Annotated in this window: 14 protein-coding genes and 2 pseudogenes; 9 read left to right on the top strand and 7 right to left on the bottom strand. The window is 73.8% G+C overall.

From position 1 onward, the window contains the following. Positions 1-233: 233 nt before the first annotated feature. The 5 genes and pseudogenes from EAO76_RS12745 (at position 234) to EAO76_RS12725 (ending at position 5519) form a co-directional block, all read left to right on the top strand. Complete coding sequence (locus EAO76_RS12745) at positions 234-815, top strand: PEP/pyruvate-binding domain-containing protein (protein ID WP_148836043.1); 582 nt, start codon at positions 234-236, stop codon at positions 813-815. Beyond that, a pseudogene (locus tag EAO76_RS47550) lies at positions 812-892 on the top strand (PEP-utilizing enzyme); the annotation flags it as partial. The gene EAO76_RS12745 and the pseudogene EAO76_RS47550, both read left to right, overlap by 4 nt. Before the next feature lie 697 nt (positions 893-1589). Further along, entirely contained in the window at positions 1590-2039 is a 450-nt protein-coding gene (locus EAO76_RS12735) for an Hsp20/alpha crystallin family protein (RefSeq protein WP_148836042.1), read from the top strand. 155 nt (positions 2040-2194) lie between these two features. Next, positions 2195-2767 carry a hypothetical protein gene (locus EAO76_RS12730; protein WP_148836041.1) on the top strand — a complete coding sequence of 191 codons (573 nt, stop codon included), beginning with the start codon at positions 2195-2197 and terminating at the stop codon, positions 2765-2767. Between the two features lie 19 nt (positions 2768-2786). Next, entirely contained in the window at positions 2787-5519 is a 2733-nt protein-coding gene (locus EAO76_RS12725) for a cation-transporting P-type ATPase (protein ID WP_262375422.1), read from the top strand. 3 nt (positions 5520-5522) lie between these two features. Here EAO76_RS12725 and EAO76_RS12720 read toward each other — a convergent pair whose 3' ends face one another. From EAO76_RS12720 to EAO76_RS12705, 5 genes are all read right to left on the bottom strand, one after another. Continuing rightward, positions 5523-6128, bottom strand: a complete 606-nt coding sequence (locus EAO76_RS12720) for a CBS domain-containing protein (RefSeq protein ID WP_148836039.1) — start codon at positions 6126-6128, stop codon at positions 5523-5525. A gap of 40 nt (positions 6129-6168) precedes the next feature. After that, positions 6169-7569: a nicotinate phosphoribosyltransferase gene (locus tag EAO76_RS12715; RefSeq protein ID WP_148836038.1), complete on the bottom strand. Its 1401-nt coding sequence runs from the start codon at positions 7567-7569 to the stop codon at positions 6169-6171. 53 nt (positions 7570-7622) lie between these two features. Continuing rightward, complete coding sequence (locus EAO76_RS12710) at positions 7623-8276, bottom strand: CBS domain-containing protein (RefSeq protein WP_148836037.1); 654 nt, start codon at positions 8274-8276, stop codon at positions 7623-7625. A 133-nt stretch (positions 8277-8409) separates the two neighbouring features. Next, positions 8410-8874, bottom strand: coding sequence for an MBL fold metallo-hydrolase RNA specificity domain-containing protein (locus tag EAO76_RS46125; protein WP_262375421.1), 465 nt, complete (start codon positions 8872-8874; stop codon positions 8410-8412). Positions 8875-8880: 6 nt separating this feature from the next. Next, a complete protein-coding gene (locus EAO76_RS12705) occupies positions 8881-9837 on the bottom strand; it encodes an MBL fold metallo-hydrolase (protein WP_262375420.1) in 957 nt (318 codons plus the stop codon). A gap of 197 nt (positions 9838-10034) precedes the next feature. On the opposite strand from EAO76_RS12705, the gene EAO76_RS12700 reads away from it, so the two are divergent. Genes EAO76_RS12700 through EAO76_RS12690 form a run of 3 tightly spaced genes read left to right on the top strand, consistent with a single transcriptional unit; the run spans position 10035 to position 14271 of the window. Then, complete coding sequence (locus EAO76_RS12700; RefSeq protein WP_148836036.1) at positions 10035-11117, top strand: alcohol dehydrogenase catalytic domain-containing protein; 1083 nt, start codon at positions 10035-10037, stop codon at positions 11115-11117. Beyond that, on the top strand, positions 11114-11884 hold the full coding sequence (locus EAO76_RS12695; protein ID WP_148836035.1) for an HAD family phosphatase: 771 nt from the start codon (positions 11114-11116) through the stop codon (positions 11882-11884). The genes EAO76_RS12700 and EAO76_RS12695 overlap by 4 nt, the downstream gene beginning before the upstream one ends. After that, a complete protein-coding gene (locus EAO76_RS12690) occupies positions 11881-14271 on the top strand; it encodes a glycoside hydrolase family 65 protein (protein ID WP_148836034.1) in 2391 nt (796 codons plus the stop codon). The genes EAO76_RS12695 and EAO76_RS12690 overlap by 4 nt, the downstream gene beginning before the upstream one ends. A 24-nt stretch (positions 14272-14295) precedes the next feature. On the opposite strand, the pseudogene EAO76_RS12685 reads toward EAO76_RS12690, so the two are convergent. Together EAO76_RS12685 and EAO76_RS12680 are read right to left on the bottom strand one after the other, a co-directional pair. Further along, positions 14296-15285, bottom strand: a pseudogene (locus EAO76_RS12685) (Acg family FMN-binding oxidoreductase). Positions 15286-15311: 26 nt separating this feature from the next. Then, positions 15312-15935, bottom strand: coding sequence for a CBS domain-containing protein (locus EAO76_RS12680; protein ID WP_148836033.1), 624 nt, complete (start codon positions 15933-15935; stop codon positions 15312-15314). Positions 15936-16359: 424 nt separating this feature from the next. Here EAO76_RS12680 and EAO76_RS12675 point away from each other — a divergent pair, with 424 nt between their 5' ends. Continuing rightward, entirely contained in the window at positions 16360-17226 is an 867-nt protein-coding gene (locus EAO76_RS12675; protein WP_148836032.1) for a universal stress protein, read from the top strand. The last annotated feature ends 2 nt before the right edge of the window (positions 17227-17228 follow it).

Below are 17228 nucleotides of genomic sequence, written 5' to 3'. Positions count from 1 at the left end.
TCTCCGTGCGGTGGGGAACGTCTCCTCGCGTGTCCGCCCGGCGCCGGGCGGACACGCGAGGAGACGTTCCCCACCGCACGGAGAGGTGAGCACCATGGAGCGCATCCGGATCAGTGCCGGGCACGGCCGTCCCCGTGAGCGGCCCCCGCTCGACCTGCGCACTCCGTCAGGCCGTCCCCTGCCGTACTGACCGGGGACCGTGCGGGAACCGACCGGGAACCACGGAGGGCGCCATGGGAGCCGTGCGGCGCGTCGTATCCTTCGCCGGGCCGGGCCGACGGGACATCGGCCGTGCAGGGGGCAGGAACGTCTCGCCCGGTGAGCCGATCGACCGGATCGGCAGGGCAGGGACACGGGTCCCACCGGGATTCGCCACCACCGCCGAGGCGTACGGGGAACTGCTCGACGCCCACCGTCCGTGCCCCCTCGTGGCCGCGCGGACCGGTCGGCTCCACGGCGGAGCCCGCCTCGACGAGGCCGGGGCCGCCGTCCGCCCGCCCTTCCCCCGCGCGTCCGCCGCCCGTCCCACTGCTCGACGACGTGCTCGCCGTGTACGGCCGGTCGGCCCGGGAGACCGGTCGGGAGGCACCGGGGCGGCGGTGTCCAGCAGCGCGATCGCGGAGGACCTGCCCGCGGCGGGTTTCGCCGGGCAGCAGGAGACGTACCTGGACGTCCGCGGCCCGGACACCCTCCTCGAAGCCCGTGACCGCCGCGTCGGCGTACGGATCGGCATCGAACGGCCGAGGGCCGTGTACGCGGGCGCCGGACCGACCCGCACCGTCGGGAACCCCGACGACGGGCGGAACCGGTCATGAGGGCGGCAGCCGTCGTCGCCGACCACGGGGACCGGACCTCGCACGCCGTCGTCGTCAGCCGTGAACTCGGCGTCCCCGCCGTCGTCCGCGGCACTCGACCGTTCACCACCCGCGCACACGGCCGGTGGGCCCGCGCGGCCGGAGCGGCACAGCGGCGACCCGGCGTTCACCGCGAGCCCGGTCGGCGCGGGTGCCGACTCCGTCCCCGTGACACCGGAGGGCTCCGCCGCGGTCGAGCACCGTGCCGTCGCGGCGGAGGCGGCCCTCGACGCGAGCACCGGAGAAGGAAGAGGGATGACCATGCCCCGCAGGACACGACGCCGCCCCGCCCACGAACCGAGGCCACTTCGGTTCGAACGCCAGGACGCCGCGGGCGAGGTGCCGCCCGTGCCGTACGGATTTTTGCCGCATGGCCCGGAGACGACCGGGCGGCCTGGGCGTCCGGTGCACACGGTCCGGGTTTCCGCCGCCTTTCTCTGAATGCCCCGGACGGCGGGAGCCGGGCCGCCGCCATGGTGCCACCGGCCCCGCGTCCCGCGCGTCGTCCTGCCGACGCGGCCTCGCCCCATGACGGCCGAGGCGCGCAGCGGGCGTGTCATGGGCCGGTCGGTCCCCTGCGAATCAGGACCGTTCGGCCCTCCCCGACAGCCCCCTTGGGCACTGCGCCGCAAAGGGGACGGGCGGAAGGGTGGAGAAGCGGAGCCGGACCGGGCTCCGTGGTCCGGCCCGCCCGAGGGGCGGCGCCCCGGACCCGTGAGCAGGAGGAGCAGAACGATGACCGGAGCGAAGGTGGAACGCAGGCACAACTTCTTCCCCGACTTCAACGACTGGTTCAGCAGGGAGTTCCCCGGGCTGCCCGGCCGGTTCCCCGTCATGGCCGCCCACTCCATTCCCATGGAGGTCACCAGCGGCGACGGCACGTACGTCCTGCGGGCCGAACTCCCCGGGATGGACCCGGACGAGGACATCACCATCACGGTCGACGGCAACCTGGTCACGGTGAGCGCCGAGCACGGTGAGAGCACCCAGGACAAGGAGCATTCGGAGTTCCGCTACGGATCGTTCCGCAGGACCGTGCGCCTCCCGGACCCCGTTCCCGCCGAGGGCGTCGAGGCGTCCTACACGGACGGCATCCTCACCGTCCGCGTCCCGATGCCCGACCAGGAGACCCGGGCGGCACGGACCGTTCCGGTGAAGCGGGGCGATGCCGGGGACCGCTCATGAGCAGGAAGTCCGTCCCGGCCACCCGCGGCGGCGGCCACGGCGTCACCGCCGACACCGCCGACGGGACCGGCCGGACACCGAGGGACGACGGGGGCGGCACCGCCGTCCGCTGAGCCGTGTTCCCGTCCGGTGTGACATCCGTCCGGAGGCGCACCATGACCGACCACGAGCAGTCGGGCCGCGGCCCCGGTGGGCGAGTGGCCGCGGCCGTCGTCCTGACCATCGCCCTGATCTGCGGCGCGGTCGCCGCCGGGTACCTGTGGAGCGCCGGGGGCCGGGCGGACCGCGTACGCGCCGAGCACCTCCACCGGGTGACGGCGACCACCACGGGGCCGGCCGAGGAGCCGCCCGCCCCGATCCAGCAGGGCACACAGCCGCGGTTCGTCGCCCCGGCGATCTGGGAGTACCCCGACGACGTCCACCGGTCCGGAACCGTCGAAGTGCCTCCCCGGACCCCCCGGGGCCACACCGTGCCCGTCTGGGTGGACGCCGCCGGAGCCCCCGCCCGGCCGCCGGGCAACGACGCGGAACGCGTGCTGGTCGCGTTCACCGGCGGCGCGGCCGCGGCCGGCACCGCGGGGGCGACCGGGGCCGGTGTCCTCGTCCTCGTACGACGGCGTACCGAGAACCGTGCCCTCGCGGCCCTCGAACGCGAGTGGGCGCAGGTGGAACCCGTATGGTCCGGCAGACTCCGGCGGGGCAGCGGATCCGGGGCCGACGATGACTGAGCGGGGCGACGGCCCAGTGGTGACCACCCGTGCCAAGAGCCGTACCGGCCCCGCGCGGCCGTCCGCCGGGGCATTGCCCTTCGATCCCGGCGAGCCCCTGCCCCGACTCCGCCGCGAACTCGCCACCGGTCCGGACGGGCTGTCCGCCCGTGAGGCGGCCCGCCGCCTCGCGGTCCACGGTCCGAACGAGGTGCGCCGCAAGGCACACACCTCCTTCTCGCGGGAACTGGTCGGGCAACTGGTGCATCCCCTCGCCCTGCTGCTCTGGGCCGCCGCCGTTCTGGCCTTCGTCGCGGATCTGGCAGTGCTCGGCTGGGCGGTCCTCGCGGTCATCGTCGTCAACGCGGGCTTCGCGCTGCTCCAGGAACGCCAGGCCGAACGCGCGGTGGAGACCCTCGCCCGCTATCTGCCCGAGCAGGCCCTCGCCGTGCGCGACGGACGGCCGCTCACCGTGGAGGCCCGCGACCTGGTACCGGGCGATGTCATCGTCCTGGAGGAGGGCGACAAGGTTCCGGCGGACGCACGGGTCACCGAGGGAGGCGTGGAGGTCGACCTCTCGATGCTCACGGGGGAGTCCGTACCGGCGGAGCGGGTGGCGGCGGCCGGGCTGCTCGGCGCGCCGTTGCTGGAGGAGCCGAACCTCGTCCTCAGCGGGACGAGCTGTGTCGAGGGGCAGGCCCGAGCCGTCGTGTTCGCCACCGGGGACCGCACCGAACTCGGGCGGATCGCCGCACTCAGCCAGCGGACCCGCCGGGAGGAAAGCCCCCTGGAGCACCAGGTCAAGAAGGTGGCGTGGCTCATCGCCGGCGTCGCCACGGGCATGGGCGCCGTCTTCCTCGTCGTCGGGGTGGCGGTCGGCCTTCCGGTGACCGACTCCCTGATGTTCGCCATCGGGCTCCTCGTCGCCAACGTCCCCGAGGGGCTGCTGCCGACCATCACCCTGGCCCTCGCCGTCGGGGTCCGGGTCCTGGCCCGGCAGGGTGCCCTGGTCAAACGGCTCAGCGCCGTGGAGACACTCGGTTCGACGAGCGTGATCTGCACGGACAAGACCGGCACGCTCACCCGTAACCGCATGCGTCTGCGCACGCTCTGGACGGTCGGTCACGGAACGGACGAGGGCCCGTGGACGAGGGCACTGCTACGGGCGGGCGCCCTGTGCACCACGGTCACCCGCGACGCGGACGGCGAACTGCACGGCGATCCCACCGAGGCCGCCCTCGTCACGGGGGCCGCGGAGCGCGGGGTCCCGGTGGATCCCGAACGCCGCGACGCGGAACGGCGCGCGCTGTTCCGCTTCGATCCGCGGCTGCGGCTGATGTCGGTCGTCCAGGAGGGCGAGGAGCCGGGCCGGGAACGGGTCGTGGTCAAGGGGGCGCCCGAAGTGGTCCTGTCCCGTGTCCTGCCCGGCCCCGACAGGGCGGCGGCCCGTTCGGCGGCGCAACGACTGGCCGAGGGCGGCATGCGGGTCCTGGCCGTCGCCGCGCGCGACCTGCCACGCGGGGAGGAACCGCCCGCCCACCGGCAGGACGCCGAGTCGGAACTGACCCTGCTGGGCCTCGTCGGGCTGTACGACCCGCCCCGCTCCGAGGTGGCGGCGGCCGTCGGCCGCTGCCACGAGGCCGGGGTGCGCGTGCACGTCGTGACGGGGGACGGCGGTGCCACAGCCGCGGCGATCGCCCGCGAGGTCGGCATCGGGGTTCCCCGGCTGGAGGTCGTCGCCGCCTCCGAGTCGCTGGGCGACGACGAACTGGACCGGCTCCTCGCGGAGGGCGACGCCGAGGTCGTCTTCGCCCGCTCCTCGCCCGAGACGAAACTCAAGGTCGCCGACACCCTGCGGGCCCACGGCCGGATCGTCGCCATGACCGGCGACGGGGTCAACGACGCGCCGGCGCTCCACCGCGCCCACATCGGCGTGGCCATGGGCCGGTCGGGTACCGACGTGGCCCGTGAGGCAGCGGCCATGGTGCTGACGGACGACGACTTCGCCACCATCGTCACCGCGATCGAGTCCGGGCGTCGCGTCTACGACAACGTCCGCAAGTTCATCGTCTACATCTTCGCCCACGCCACCCCGGAGATCGTGCCCTTCCTCGTCTTCGCCCTGTCGGCGGGCGCGGTCCCGCTCCCGCTGACGGTGCTGCAGATCCTCGCCATCGACCTGGGCACGGAGACCCTTCCCGCCCTCGCCCTGGGCCGGGAGCGCTCCGAGCCCGGCATCATGCGGCGGCCGCCGCGCTCCGAGCGCGAGTCCGTGATCTCCCACGACATGCTCGTCCGCAGCTGGGGCTGTCTGGGGGCGGTGTCGGCCGTCCTCGTCACGGCCGGCTACTTCTGCGTGCTCTGGCGCGCGGGCTGGCAGCCGGGCGCCCCCACGGGACCCGGCAGCCCTCTGCACGACGCCTACGTGACGGCCACCACGGCCACTTTCGCGGGGATCGTCACCTGCCAGGTCGGCACCGCCTTCGCGGCCCGTACGGACCACGCGGCGCTGCGAGAGATCGGCGTGCTGTCCAATCCGCTGCTGCTGGCGGGCATCGCCTTCGAGCTCGTGTTCACGGCGGCCCTCGTCTACGCACCGCCGCTGCAGCGGATCTTCGGCACGGCAGCCCTTCCCTGGGACGTCGTTCTGCTCATCGCGACATTTCCGGTCCTGGTCTGGGGCACGGACGAGCTGCGGCGCGCCCGGCGCCGCCGACGGGCGTCGCCCGTCACCGGGTCCGTGCGGGCGGTGGAGCGGGACACCCGGTGGTGATCGTCACTTCCCGGTGGGGGCGTCGTCCTCGTGACGGAGCCGGTCGACGACTCCCACGACACCGTCGACGCTGTTGCAGAGTCTGAGGAGGACGGGCACCAGCCCGGGACGACGTACCGTGCCGCTGAGGGTGACCCGGCCGTCCTGGACGTCCACCGAGAGGTCCGACGGGTTCAGCCCGAGGGTGCGGGTCACCACGTCCTCGACGATCTCCTCCTGGATCGCCCGGTCCCTGCGGAGGAACAACTGGATGAGGTCGCTGCGGCTCAGCACGCCCACGAGCCGCCCGTCCTCGTCGACCACGGGCAGGCGCTTCACCCGGGACCGGTCCATCACACGGGCGGCCCGCACCACGCTCCATTCGGGCCGGGCGACCACGGCGGGGCTCGACATGAGCGCTCCCGCCGTGTGGAGCCCGGACCCGACGGCGCGGGGACGTACGAGATCGGCTTCGGAGACGACGCCGAGCGGCCGGTTCGTCTCGTCCACCACGCAGACGGCGGTGATGTCGAACTCGTCCAGGAGCCGGGCGATCTCCTTGAAGGGCGTGCCCGGCACGACACTGACGGCCGTGGGCGTCATCAACTCGGCGACACTTCGGTGCCTCATCCCCGGTCCCCTTTCCCATGGCTCGGTCCTCCGGCTTCTCTCATGATCGCCCGTGTCCGGCGGCCGGGGGAGGGCCGACCGGCCCTCGGGGACGCCCGTGACCGTCCTGCGGTGCCGTCCGGGTCCTTCCGGCGATCCGGTGCCGGACGGTGGTCGTCAGGGCGGTCAGCCGGGCCGACACCGCGGGCGAGGGGGCCACCGGGGCCGTGACGCGCCGTGCTTCCTCGGGCAGGGCCGAGAGGTCGGCCTCGAAGCGGGTACGGGCGGCCGTCGGCGTGTCGGGGGGCTCCGTCCGGAGTCCGCCGCGCATCACGGTCCGCAGCAGCGGCTCCGTGCCCTCGGGCGGCGTCTCGTCGGCCAGGCCGATCACGTCCCGGAGCCCCGGGCCGCGGAAGACCTGCTTCGGACCCGGCGCGGTGACCTTGGCGGACGAGAGCTTCATGACGGGCCGGCCGTCGTACTCGACGAGCTTGTACGCCGCGTCCAGGCAGGGGGCGTCGGCGGCCGTGCCGACCTTCGTGCCGACGGCGTAGGAGTCGATCGGCGCGCCCTCCCGCACGAGCCGGTCGACGCCGTACTCGTCCAGGCCGCCGCTCGCGATGATGCGGACGTCGGTCAGCCCGGCCGCGTCGAGCGCGGTACGGGCCCGGCGGGCCGGCGCGCCCAGATCGCCGCTGTCGAGCCGGATCGCGCACCCGGTCCCGAGCCCGAGGTCCGTGAGCACGTGCGCGGCCGTGGCCACTCCGCGATCCGTGTCGTACGTGTCGACCAGGAGGGTCACCGGACCCGGATGGGTGCGGGAGAAAGCGCGGAACGCCTCTTCCTCCGAGGGGAAGCTCTCGATGTACGAGTGGGCCATCGTGCCGACGGCGGGAATGCCGTACCGGCATGCGGCGGCGACATTGCTGGTGCCCGCGAATCCGACCAGGGCGCACAGCCTTGCCGCCTGCATGCCCGCCTCGGGCCCGTGGGTCCGGCGCAGCGAGAAGTCCACCAGGGGCCGCCCGGCGGCGGCCAGCACGCACCGGGCCGCCTTGGAGGCGACCGCCGTCCGGTGGCACAGCAGGGACAGCAGGTACGTCTCCACCAGCTGGGCCTGCGGCAGCGGAGCGGTGACCTCCAGCAGCGGTTCGCCGGGGAGGACGAGCCGGCCCTCCGGCACGGCCCGGACCCGGCCGTCGAAGGAGAGGCCGCGCAACGGTTCGAGGTCCGCCGTGGGGCGCCGCAGCGCTCTCGCGAACTCCTCCGTGTCCGAACGGCCCACCCGGAAGCGGGAGAGACAGTCGAGTGCCGGTTCCAGTCCCGCGGCGACCAGGAACCCCCGCCCCGGGGGCAGGGCGCGCACGAAAAGGCTGAACGTGGCCGGTGCCCGCATGTCCTCCCGCAGGTACGAGAGCGCCATGGTGACCTCGTACAGGTCGGTGGATGTCACTTCGGGCACGCCCCGGTGGCGAGGGGCCGCCCGGCGCTCCGCACGGGGACGGCGCGCCCCGGCTACGCGTCGGCGTCCGCGGTGAGCTCGCATCGTACGTCCACCACCCCTTCGACAGCCCGTGCCAGCCGGGCCGCGACCGGGACGAGCGTGCTGTCGCGCACGTTGCCGGTCAGGGTGACGACACCGGCCTCGGCGCGGACGTCGACCCGGTCGTGCGACAGAGGGAACACCTGCGCGATGACGTCGCGACGGACCTCGGCGGCGAGTTCCTCGTTTGGACGGAGGAAGACCTTGAGCAGGTCGGCACGGCTCACGATGCCCTGGAGGATGCCGTGGGTGTCGACGACCGGCAGCCGTTTGACGCGTCGGACGGCCATCAGCCGGGCGGCCTGCGGCAGCGGGGCGCCGGGACCGACGGTGACCGCGGGCGAGGTCATCAGGTCCTCGGCCCGGTCGGAACCGGCCTTCGCGGTGGCGTCGGGCCTCCGCAGCTGCTCGATGAGGCCGAGGCGGTGGTCGTGGAACTCCTCCTTGAGGATCAGGTCGGCCTCGGACACGACTCCGACGACCCGGCCCTCCCCCTCGACCACGGGGAGCGCGGTCACCTTCCACCGTTCCATGGTGGCGGCGATCTCCTTGAATTCCGCGCCGGGCCGGACGGCGACGACCTTCTTGGTCATCACGTCGGCGACGGTGAACGGCCGGGGGACCATGGCTGTCTCCTTCGACGGGCACGAGCCGGGCTCCGGGCCGACGCCCGGCCGGCCCTTCTCCCACAGCCTCTCGTGGAAGGCGCGGAGCCCGGGAGGGCCGCGCAGGTCACACCGGGGGACCGAAGGGCCCGGGTCAGCGGACCAGAACGGCCTCACCCGAGCGGGGCACGACGGCCGTCCGGCCCAGTTCGTGATCGATGCGGTCGCGCAGGGCCCCGGACGCGGCCGGTTCGCCGTGCACGAGGTACGTGGTGCGAGGGGCGGGGGCGCCCCGGAGCCAGTCGATGATCTGTCCCGCGTCGGCGTGGGCGGAGAAGTGCGGTACGTCGGTGACCTCGGCCCGTACGGGCACGTACTCGCCGAACATCTTCAGTACGCGAGCACCGTCGACCAGATCCCGCGCCCGGGTGCCCGCCGCGGCGAATCCCACCACGACCACGGCATTGCGCGGGTCCGGGAGCAGCCTGCGCAGGTGGTGCAGGACCCGGCCGCCGGTGGCCATGCCGGCCGAGGAGACGATGACGGCGGGGCCGGGCGCGCTGTTGATGTCGATGGACTCCTGAACCGTCCGGGCGGCGAGGAAGGGCGCCGGACTCAACGCGGCCTATCCCCGGGCCAGGATCTCGGGCCGCAGTTCCGGGGACCGCTCGCGCACGGCATCGCGGTACACGTCGAGCGCGGCCAGGGCCATGGGGCTGTCCACGTACACGGGCACCGACCGGGGCAGCACGCCGCTCTCGCGCAGCCCGGTCAGTTCGTGCAGGACGACCTCGGTGCGGTCGATCGCGAAGGCGGGGATCACGACGGTCCCGCCGCGGGCGAGGGCACGCGCGATCACGGAGGCGAAGGCCGAGCGCCCCGATTCCGGGTCGTGCCGACGATCCCCGTACGTCGACTCCAGGAGCAGCACGTCGGCTCCCGAGAACGGCTCCGGGGGCAGCAGCAGCGGGTGTCCGGGGCGCCCGAGGTCGCCGGAGACGGCCAGCGTGTGCCCGTCCTCCAGGGTGAGGCCGGCCCAGGCCGAGCCGAGGATGTGCCCGCCGCGGTGCAGCGTCAGCCGGATGCCCGCCATGATCCCGACTTCCTCGCCCAGCGGGACCGGATCGAAGAACGACAAGGTCCTGTCGACGTCGGTCTCGTCGTACAGCGGCTTCGCGGGGCGGTGTTTCGACCAGCCGTGTTCGTCGGCGTGCCGGGCGGCCTCCAGCTGGAGCCTGGCGCTGTCGCGCAGCACGATCCCGGCGAGCCGGGCGGTGTGGGCGCCGGCGAGGATCGGCCCGCGGAAGCCCTGCCGGACCAGGCGTGGAAGACAACCGCAGTGGTCCAGGTGGGCGTGGGTGACGACCACGGCGCGGACATCGGCGGCGGCACGGCCCAGGGGCTCCCAGTTGCGTCGGCGCAGGTTCGCGAAACCCTGGAAGAGACCGCAGTCGAGAAGGAGCCGTGCATGGTCGCTCTCGACCAGGAACTTGCTGCCGGTGACCGTTCCCACCCCGCCCAGGAAGCTGAGCAGGACGGGGCGCGGCCCGGCGGGCACCGGCCTCGGGACTGCCTCGGACATGGCCGGCCCTCCTTCGCCACCCGGGCCGGTCGCGCCGGCCCGCATCCACCCTCACACCCCCCGGGAGGGTGGGGCGTGGGCCCGAGGGGGTCCTCCTGGGGGCCGACCGGCCCATGCACACCGTCCGGGCGCGGCGGCAGCCTGACGGTGGACTCGGTGGGAACGAACCCCACGGACACCGAGGAAGGGCGGCTGTCATGAAGGCTCTGGTGTTCCAGGGGGCGGGCGGCATCGCCTGGCAGGACGTGCCGGACCCCGGCATCGAGGCCGCGTCCGACGCGATCGTCCGTGTCGACGCGGTCGGCATCTGCGGCACCGACCTGCACATCGTCAAGGGGGACGTGCCGACGGTCGAGACCGGTCGCGTCCTCGGCCACGAGGCGGTGGGCACGGTGGTCGAGGCGGGCGGCGACGTCCGCACGGTACGGCCGGGCGACCGTGTCCTGATCTCCTGCGTCTCCCCCTGCGGGCGTTGCCCGTTCTGCCGCGGGCGCCGCTACGGGCAGTGCCGGGGCGGGGGAGGCTGGGTCCTCGGACACACCGTCGACGGGACACAGGCGGAGTACGTCCGGGTGCCCTTCGCGGACCTGTCCGTCCACCCCCTTCCCGACGCGGTCGACAGCTTCGACGCCGTGCTCCTGGCCGACATCTTCCCCACCGCCTACGAGGTCGGTGTCCTCAACGGCGGCGTGCGGCCGGGGGACACGGTCGTCGTGGTCGGCGCGGGGCCCGTCGGCCTCGCCGCGATCGTCACGGCGCGCCTCTACAGTCCGGGACGGATCGTGGCCGTCGACCTGTCGGAGTCCCGCCTCGCCGCCGCCCGCGGCCTGGGTGCCGACGCCACCGCGACGGCGGGGGAAGGACCGGAGCAGCTCGTGGCCGACCTGACCGACGGCCTGGGCGCCGATGTCGTGATGGAGGCCGTGGGTGTCCCGGAGGCCTTCGAGATGTGCACGCGGATGGTCCGGCCGGGCGGCCGGGTCGCCAACATCGGTGTCCACGGCGGACCCGCGGCCCTCCACCTCGAAGACCTGTGGATCAAGGACGTCACCATCACCACCGGACTCGTCGACACGACATCGACGCCCATGCTGCTGCGCATGATGGCGGCCGGCCGGCTTCCGGCCGGGGAACTGATCACCCACCGGTTCGAATTCGGACAGATGGAGGAGGCGTACGACGTCTTCGGCCGCGCCGCGGGGACCGGGGCGATCAAGGTCGTGCTCGGCGGTCCGCAGCACACGGCCGTCGAGGCCGCGCACTTCGCGGGCGCCGGATGAACGGCCGCGCCGGCTCCCCGCCGCCGCGGGGCGTCGTCCTCGACACCGACGGCGTGCTGCTCGCCTCCGCCGCCGTCCACGCGGCGGCGTGGAAGGCCGCGTTCGACGCCTGCCTCGCGGAGTGGACCCCCGGGGAGCGGAGCGGGAAGCCGTTCGACGCCGACGTCGAGTACCGCCGGTTCGTCGACGGCAAGTCCCGGTACGACGGGGCCGAGGCGTTCCTGACGGCCCGGGGCATCGGCCTTCCCCCCGGTGAACCCGACGACCCTCCCGGCTGCGACACGGTCCGGGCCGTGGCAGCCCTCAAGGAACAGGAGTTCCAGGACGCCCTGCGCAGGAAACCGGTCGTCCCCTTCGAGGACGCCGGGCGGGCACTCACCGCCCTGCGTTCCCTCGGCGTGCCGTGCGCGGCGGTGTCGGCGTCCCGGCACGCCCGGGCACTGCTCACCACCGCCGGACTCGACCGGCTCCTCACCGTCGTCGTCGACGGCGAGGACATCGCTCGGCTCGGCCTCGCCGGAAAACCGGACCCCGCGCTCTTCCTGCACGCCGCCGGTCTCCTCGGCACCCGCCCCGAGCACTGCGCGGCCGTCGAGGACGCGCTCGCCGGAGTCTCGGCGGCCCGCGCCGGACGCTTCGGGCTCGTCGCCGGCCTCGATCGCGCCCCCGACCGGCACCATGCCGCGGCGCTGCGGGAACAGGGCGCCGACATCGTCGTCGCCGACCTCGTGGAACTGCTGGAGGCGGTGTGGGGGGTGCGTCCATGACCACGGCACGGATCTGGCGGTACGACGAATACGACCCGGCGCGGGAGCGGCTGGTGGAAGCGCTCTGCACACTCGGCAACGGCAGGTTCGCCACCCGCGGCTCCGCGCCGGAGTGCACCGCCGACGCGTTCCACTACCCGGGCACCTACCTCGCCGGCTGCTACGACCGGCGCACCTCGCTCGTCGCCGGCGAGCAGGTCGAGAACGAGGACCTCGTCAACCTGCCGAACTGGACGCTGCTGCGCTATCGCTGCCTTCCGGACGACAGCCCTCCGGGAGACTGGCTCACCCCGGACTCCGCGCAACTGCGCCATTACGGCGTACAACTCGACCCGGGCCGGGGCGTCCTCACCCGGCGCCTCTTCTTCCAGGACGCCCGGGGGCGCGGTCTGCGGGTCGGTCACCTGCGGATCGTGCACATGGGAGACCCCGGGCTCGCGGCCCAGCTCACCACTTTCCACGCGTACGGCTGGACCGGTGCCGTCGAGGTCGAGGCAGCCCTGGACGGCGCCGTCACCAATTCCGGCGTCGAGCGCTACTGCCACCTGGAGAGCCGTCACCTCCTGGGCCACCGCAGCGGTTTCGAGCCCGACGGGTCCGCCTTCCTGTCCTGCCGCACGAGCGACCCGGGCCACCTGATCGCCCTGGCCGTACGCACGGAAACCCGCCCCGAGTGCCCGGTCCGGGCGATCACCACACCGACCGGAACCGTCCAGACGTACCGTCTGCCCCTGGGCAGGGGCCGTTCGGCGAGTGTGGAGAAGACCGTGGCCCTGCGCACGTCGCTGGACCGTCCCCCGGGCGACCCCCTCACCGAGGCCGTCGGGGCCGTCACCCGCGCGCCGGCGTTTCCTGCGCTGCTCGCCACGCACCGGGCCGCCTGGCAACGGCTCTGGGAGGAGGGCGAACTGTACGTACCGGGAGAAGCGGGCCACATCCTGCGGCTGCACCTGTTCCATCTGCTGCAGACGCTCTCCCCGCACACGGCGGAACTCGATGTGGGCGTTCCCGCCCGCGGCCTGCACGGGGAGGCGTACCGGGGCCACGTCTTCTGGGACGAACTCTTCGTCCTGCCCTACCTCGACCTCCACTTTCCCGAGGTGGCCAGGGCTCTGCTCATGTACCGCCATCGCAGACTGCCGGCCGCCCGCGAGGCGGCCCGTCACGCCGGCCAGAAGGGCGCCATGTACCCCTGGCAGAGCGGAGGTTCAGGGCGTGAGGAGACGCCGGAGGTCCACCTCAACCCGAGGTCCGGACGCTGGCTGCCCGACCGCTCCCGGCTCCAGCGGCACGTCGGATCGGCCGTCGCGTACAACGTCTGGAAGTACGTGCGGGCCACCGGGGACCACGGCTTCCTGCATGCCGAGGGCGCCGAGATCCTGCTGGAGATCGCCCGGTACTGGGCCGGTTCCGCCACCCTCGACCCGGCCTCGGGCCGCTACCGCATCCGCGGGGTGGTGGGACCCGACGAGTACCACGACGCCTATCCGGGTGCGACGGCTCCGGGCATCGACGACAACGCCTACACGAACGTGACCGCCGCCTGGGTGCTCGCCCGCGGCCTCGATCTGCTGGACGAACTGCCCGCCGCACGACGGGCGGAGCTGCGCGAGCGACTCCTGCTCGACGACGGTGAACTCGACCGCTGGGACGATGTGTCCCGCCGCCTCCACGTGCCGTTCCACCAGGGCGTCGTGAGCCAGTTCGAGGGCTATGGCGAGTTGGCGGAGCTCGACTGGGAGGCGTACCGGGCCCGTTACGGGGACATCCGCCGACTCGACCGCATCCTGGAGGCCGAGGGCGACACCGTCAACCGCTACCAGGCGTCGAAGCAGGCCGACACCCTCATGCTCGGCCACCTCTTCCGGCCCGAGGAGCTGTCCGGGCTGTTCACCCGGCTCGGGTACCGGCTGGACGACGAGATCTGGCGGGCCACCGTCTCCCACCACCTGCGGCGCACCAGCCACGGTTCGACCCTCAGCAGCCTCGTCCACGGCTGGGTGCTGACCCGTCAGAAGGGCCCCGACGCCTGGCGGTACTGCGAGGAAGCGCTGGTCGCCGACGTGGCGGATGTCCAGGGCGGCACCACGGGGGAGGGCATCCACCTCGGGGCCATGGCCGGCACGGTCGATCTGGTCGAGCGCGGGATCACCGGTCTGGAGGCGGGACCGGACGGGTTGCGGGTGGCACCGGTGGCGTTGCGCGAGCTCCCCAGGTTCGCCTTCACCCTCTGCTGCGGCGGTCACCGCGGTGTACGTCTGCGGATGCTGCCCGGCCGCCTGGGAGTACGGGTTCCCGCCTCGTCGAGGGGGCCGCTCGCCGTCGTGCTGCCGGGAGGACGGCGGGCCACCGTCGCATCGGGGGAGGAACGATGGTTCCGGCTGTGACCGTTCGCCCCCGCGGCCGGCGGCTCAGCCGAAGGCGAGCACCTCCGACACGGGCCTGCGGGGGGCCCGGGCCGTAGCCCGGGCGGATCACCATGTGGACGCAGCCGACCCCCGAGCCCGGATCGCGGGTGCCGAAACGGAGTTCCGGCCATTCGAGGGGCTGGGACATGAGGGAGGTGGCCAACCCGTCGAGGGTGGCCTGGAGCAGGACCCTGTGCAGGGCCTGCCCGGCCCCAGCCATGCCTCAGGGGTGTCCTCACCCGTCCCGAGCAGCACGATCTGCGGGTTCCTCTCGAGGCGTGCCGAAGCACGGCCGGGCACCCGGCGCGAGACGCCGAAGTCCCTGACCAGCACGGTCACGTCGTGTTGTCGTGGACCGAGGGCGTACGCGGGAATGCCTTCGGTGTCGGGGCCCTCCCCGGCCGCGCCCGTTCGCGTCCAGGCCGCGATCTCCGCGCGTGCGGCCTCGTCCGCCGCCTCGAACAGCTCGGAGTCGTGCACGAGTTCCATGACGGTACCGGTGTGCCACGCTCCCGGAACGACCAGGCGGCAGCCTTCCGGGATCGCCGCGGCGCGGAGCCCGTCGAGCACCTCGGCGGGGACCGGCTCCCCGGTGAAGGGGAACCGGCTGGTGTGCCGACGGGTCAGGGCGGAGTGGAACGGTCCCAGTTCGCTGTCGGCGTCGCCGGGGCCGTCGAACCGTACGTCGGCGAAATGCCAGGGGTCGTCGGGGGAGGGCAGCAGGGAGGGCAGCAGCCGGACCGCGGGATGCCTGCCCCGGTGCACGGCAGCGACCCGCAGACCGAACAGGGCCGCGCCGCAGCCGAGGCGGAGGGCGCGGTGGCCGGGATCCTGGCGCGGCATGCCGCGTCCGGGGTCGCCGTACAGCTCGACGGTGCCGGTGCCCGTCCGGTGGACGAACCTCCAGGGCCGGGCGTTGTGCATCGACGGCGCCGTGACGGCGTCCTCGATCGACGAGGCCACGAGCGGACGGGGCAGAGGGGTACCGGGCACGATTCGTCCTGTCCGTGCGCGGGCGGTCACCCGGAGAAGTCGTGGGCCGCGCGCGCGGACGGGGCGAGGCGTGTGTCGTCCTCGCGGGCGGACAGCCGGTCCACGACGGCGACGACCCCCTCCACGCGTTCGGCGAGCCGCAGGAGCAGTACGGCCCGGCTCCTTCGCCGGACCCGCCCGACGAGGGTCACCACCCCGTCCAGTACGTGCACGTCCACCGCGTCCTCGGGCGGATCGGCGGCATCCGCGAGGACCTCCTCCCGTATGCGCCGCCGGATCTCCGCGTCCGGGCGGAGGAAGACACAGAGCAGATCGCGGCGGGTCACGATGCCCACCAGCCGTTCCTCCTCGTCGACCACGGGCAGGCGCTCCACCCCGCGGCGCACCATCAGCCGGGCGGCGTCCGCCACGGCCTCCTCGGCATGCACCGTGACGGCCGGCGAGGTCATCAGCTTTTGGGCGGTGAGCGCCCGCCGGGCCAGGAGATCGCTCTCGGAGACCACCCCGACGACATGATCGTCCTCGTCCACGACGGGCAGCCCGCTGATGCCGTGCTCGGCGAGCAGCTTCGCCGTCTCCCGGAACGACGTCCCCGGCAGGACGGAGACCACGTTGTCGGTCATCAGGTCGCCGACCTTCACATGCTTCATCGCGGGCCTCCTGTTCGCGCCGTCGCGGTGGACCGCCCCGTGTCCCCACCGTCCACCGTCCGCCGGGAGTCCGCGAGGGGCCGAACGGTCCCTCCACCGGGCCCGACCGGTACTCGGCCCGTTCCCCGCCGCCCCCATGGGACCTTTGGCCCCACCTGTGCCCCCAGCAGCCCTCCGGACCCCGGGGGCCGGGTGCGAGGGTGGGAACAAGCCCCGGTGGGCCGACGAGGGACCATGGCCGGGCCCGGGCGGCCGAGGCACCGGAAGGCGCTCCGCCGGTGCGGACGGAACATCGTCCCGAGCGGCACGACCGTCGTCGGCCGACGGGCCCCGGACACCTCGGACCGGCATCCGCCCGGCTGCGGCACGCCACCGCTTGGTGGAGCCCGTTGCCGGGAGCGGACCCCGGAGAAGGGAGCACATCATGACCTCCGGCACACAGCACCGGGACATCGTCGTCGGCATCGACCCCGTCCGCGACGGACACCTGCCCCTGGCCTGGGCGGCCGACGAGGCCCACCGGCGCCGACTGGCGCTCCGGCTCGTCGTCGCCGTACCGCCGCCGCACGACACGCGGCGCGACGGCGAAACCCCCGCCCACCGGGCGCGGACACAGGCGGGGAAGGAGACGTTGCGAGCCGCGGCCGACTGGGCACGGGCCCGGCAACCGGGTGTGGACGTCGGCTCCACGCTCCTCGACGGTTCCCCGGCCGCGGTGATGGCCGGACTGGCACAGGAGGCCGCCATGGTCGTCCTCGGATCCCGCCACCTCAGCCGCACCGAGGAGTTCCTGAGCGCCGGTTCCCTGGTCGTCCCCGTCACCGCACAGGCACGGTGCCCCGTCGTCGTCGTGGGCGACGCGGAACACGGCACACAGGATCCGCCCTACCTCGTCGTCGGTGTCGACGGCAGCGAGTCCTCCCGGGCGGCCCTGGCCCTGGCCTTCGAGGAGGCGGACCTCAGACACTGCGCGTTGCGTGCCGTCGCGGTCTGGCAGCCGCCCGTGTTCTCCCTGCACGGGAACGACACGCTGTTCCACGCCGAGCGCCGCCTGCTCGCGGAGACCACCGCCGGATGGGCGGGGAAGTACCCAGACGTCCGGCTCACCCACGAAGTGCTCGTCGGCTCGCCCGTCGAGACGCTCGCGGAAGCCGCCGAGCACGCCCTGGCCGTCGTCGTCGGGCGTCGGGGCCGGGGCGGCTACACCGGGATGCGGGTCGGTTCCGTCGTCCACGGGCTGCTGCACCGCGCCCGATGCCCCGTGATCACCGTTCCCGCCCCCGCCGGGTGAGA

Source organism: Streptomyces sp. sk2.1, assembly GCF_008120935.1.
Taxonomy (GTDB): Bacteria; Actinomycetota; Actinomycetes; order Streptomycetales; family Streptomycetaceae; genus Streptomyces.
This window is presented reverse-complemented; position numbering and strand designations above follow the sequence as displayed.

Excerpts from the sequence above, each read along its gene's own strand:
- EAO76_RS12745 (WP_148836043.1), top strand. The coding sequence starts at position 234 with ATGGGAGCCGTGCGGCGCGTCGTATCCTTCGCCGGGCCGGGCCGACGG.
- EAO76_RS12735 (WP_148836042.1), top strand. The coding sequence starts at position 1,590 with ATGACCGGAGCGAAGGTGGAACGCAGGCACAACTTCTTCCCCGACTTC.
- EAO76_RS12730 (WP_148836041.1), top strand. The coding sequence starts at position 2,195 with ATGACCGACCACGAGCAGTCGGGCCGCGGCCCCGGTGGGCGAGTGGCC.
- EAO76_RS12720 (WP_148836039.1), bottom strand. The coding sequence starts at position 6,128 with ATGAGGCACCGAAGTGTCGCCGAGTTGATGACGCCCACGGCCGTCAGT.
- EAO76_RS12710 (WP_148836037.1), bottom strand. The coding sequence starts at position 8,276 with ATGGTCCCCCGGCCGTTCACCGTCGCCGACGTGATGACCAAGAAGGTC.
- EAO76_RS12705 (WP_262375420.1), bottom strand. The coding sequence starts at position 9,837 with ATGTCCGAGGCAGTCCCGAGGCCGGTGCCCGCCGGGCCGCGCCCCGTC.
- EAO76_RS12700 (WP_148836036.1), top strand. The coding sequence starts at position 10,035 with ATGAAGGCTCTGGTGTTCCAGGGGGCGGGCGGCATCGCCTGGCAGGAC.
- EAO76_RS12695 (WP_148836035.1), top strand. The coding sequence starts at position 11,114 with ATGAACGGCCGCGCCGGCTCCCCGCCGCCGCGGGGCGTCGTCCTCGAC.
- EAO76_RS12690 (WP_148836034.1), top strand. The coding sequence starts at position 11,881 with ATGACCACGGCACGGATCTGGCGGTACGACGAATACGACCCGGCGCGG.
- EAO76_RS12680 (WP_148836033.1), bottom strand. The coding sequence starts at position 15,935 with ATGAAGCATGTGAAGGTCGGCGACCTGATGACCGACAACGTGGTCTCC.
- EAO76_RS12675 (WP_148836032.1), top strand. The coding sequence starts at position 16,360 with ATGACCTCCGGCACACAGCACCGGGACATCGTCGTCGGCATCGACCCC.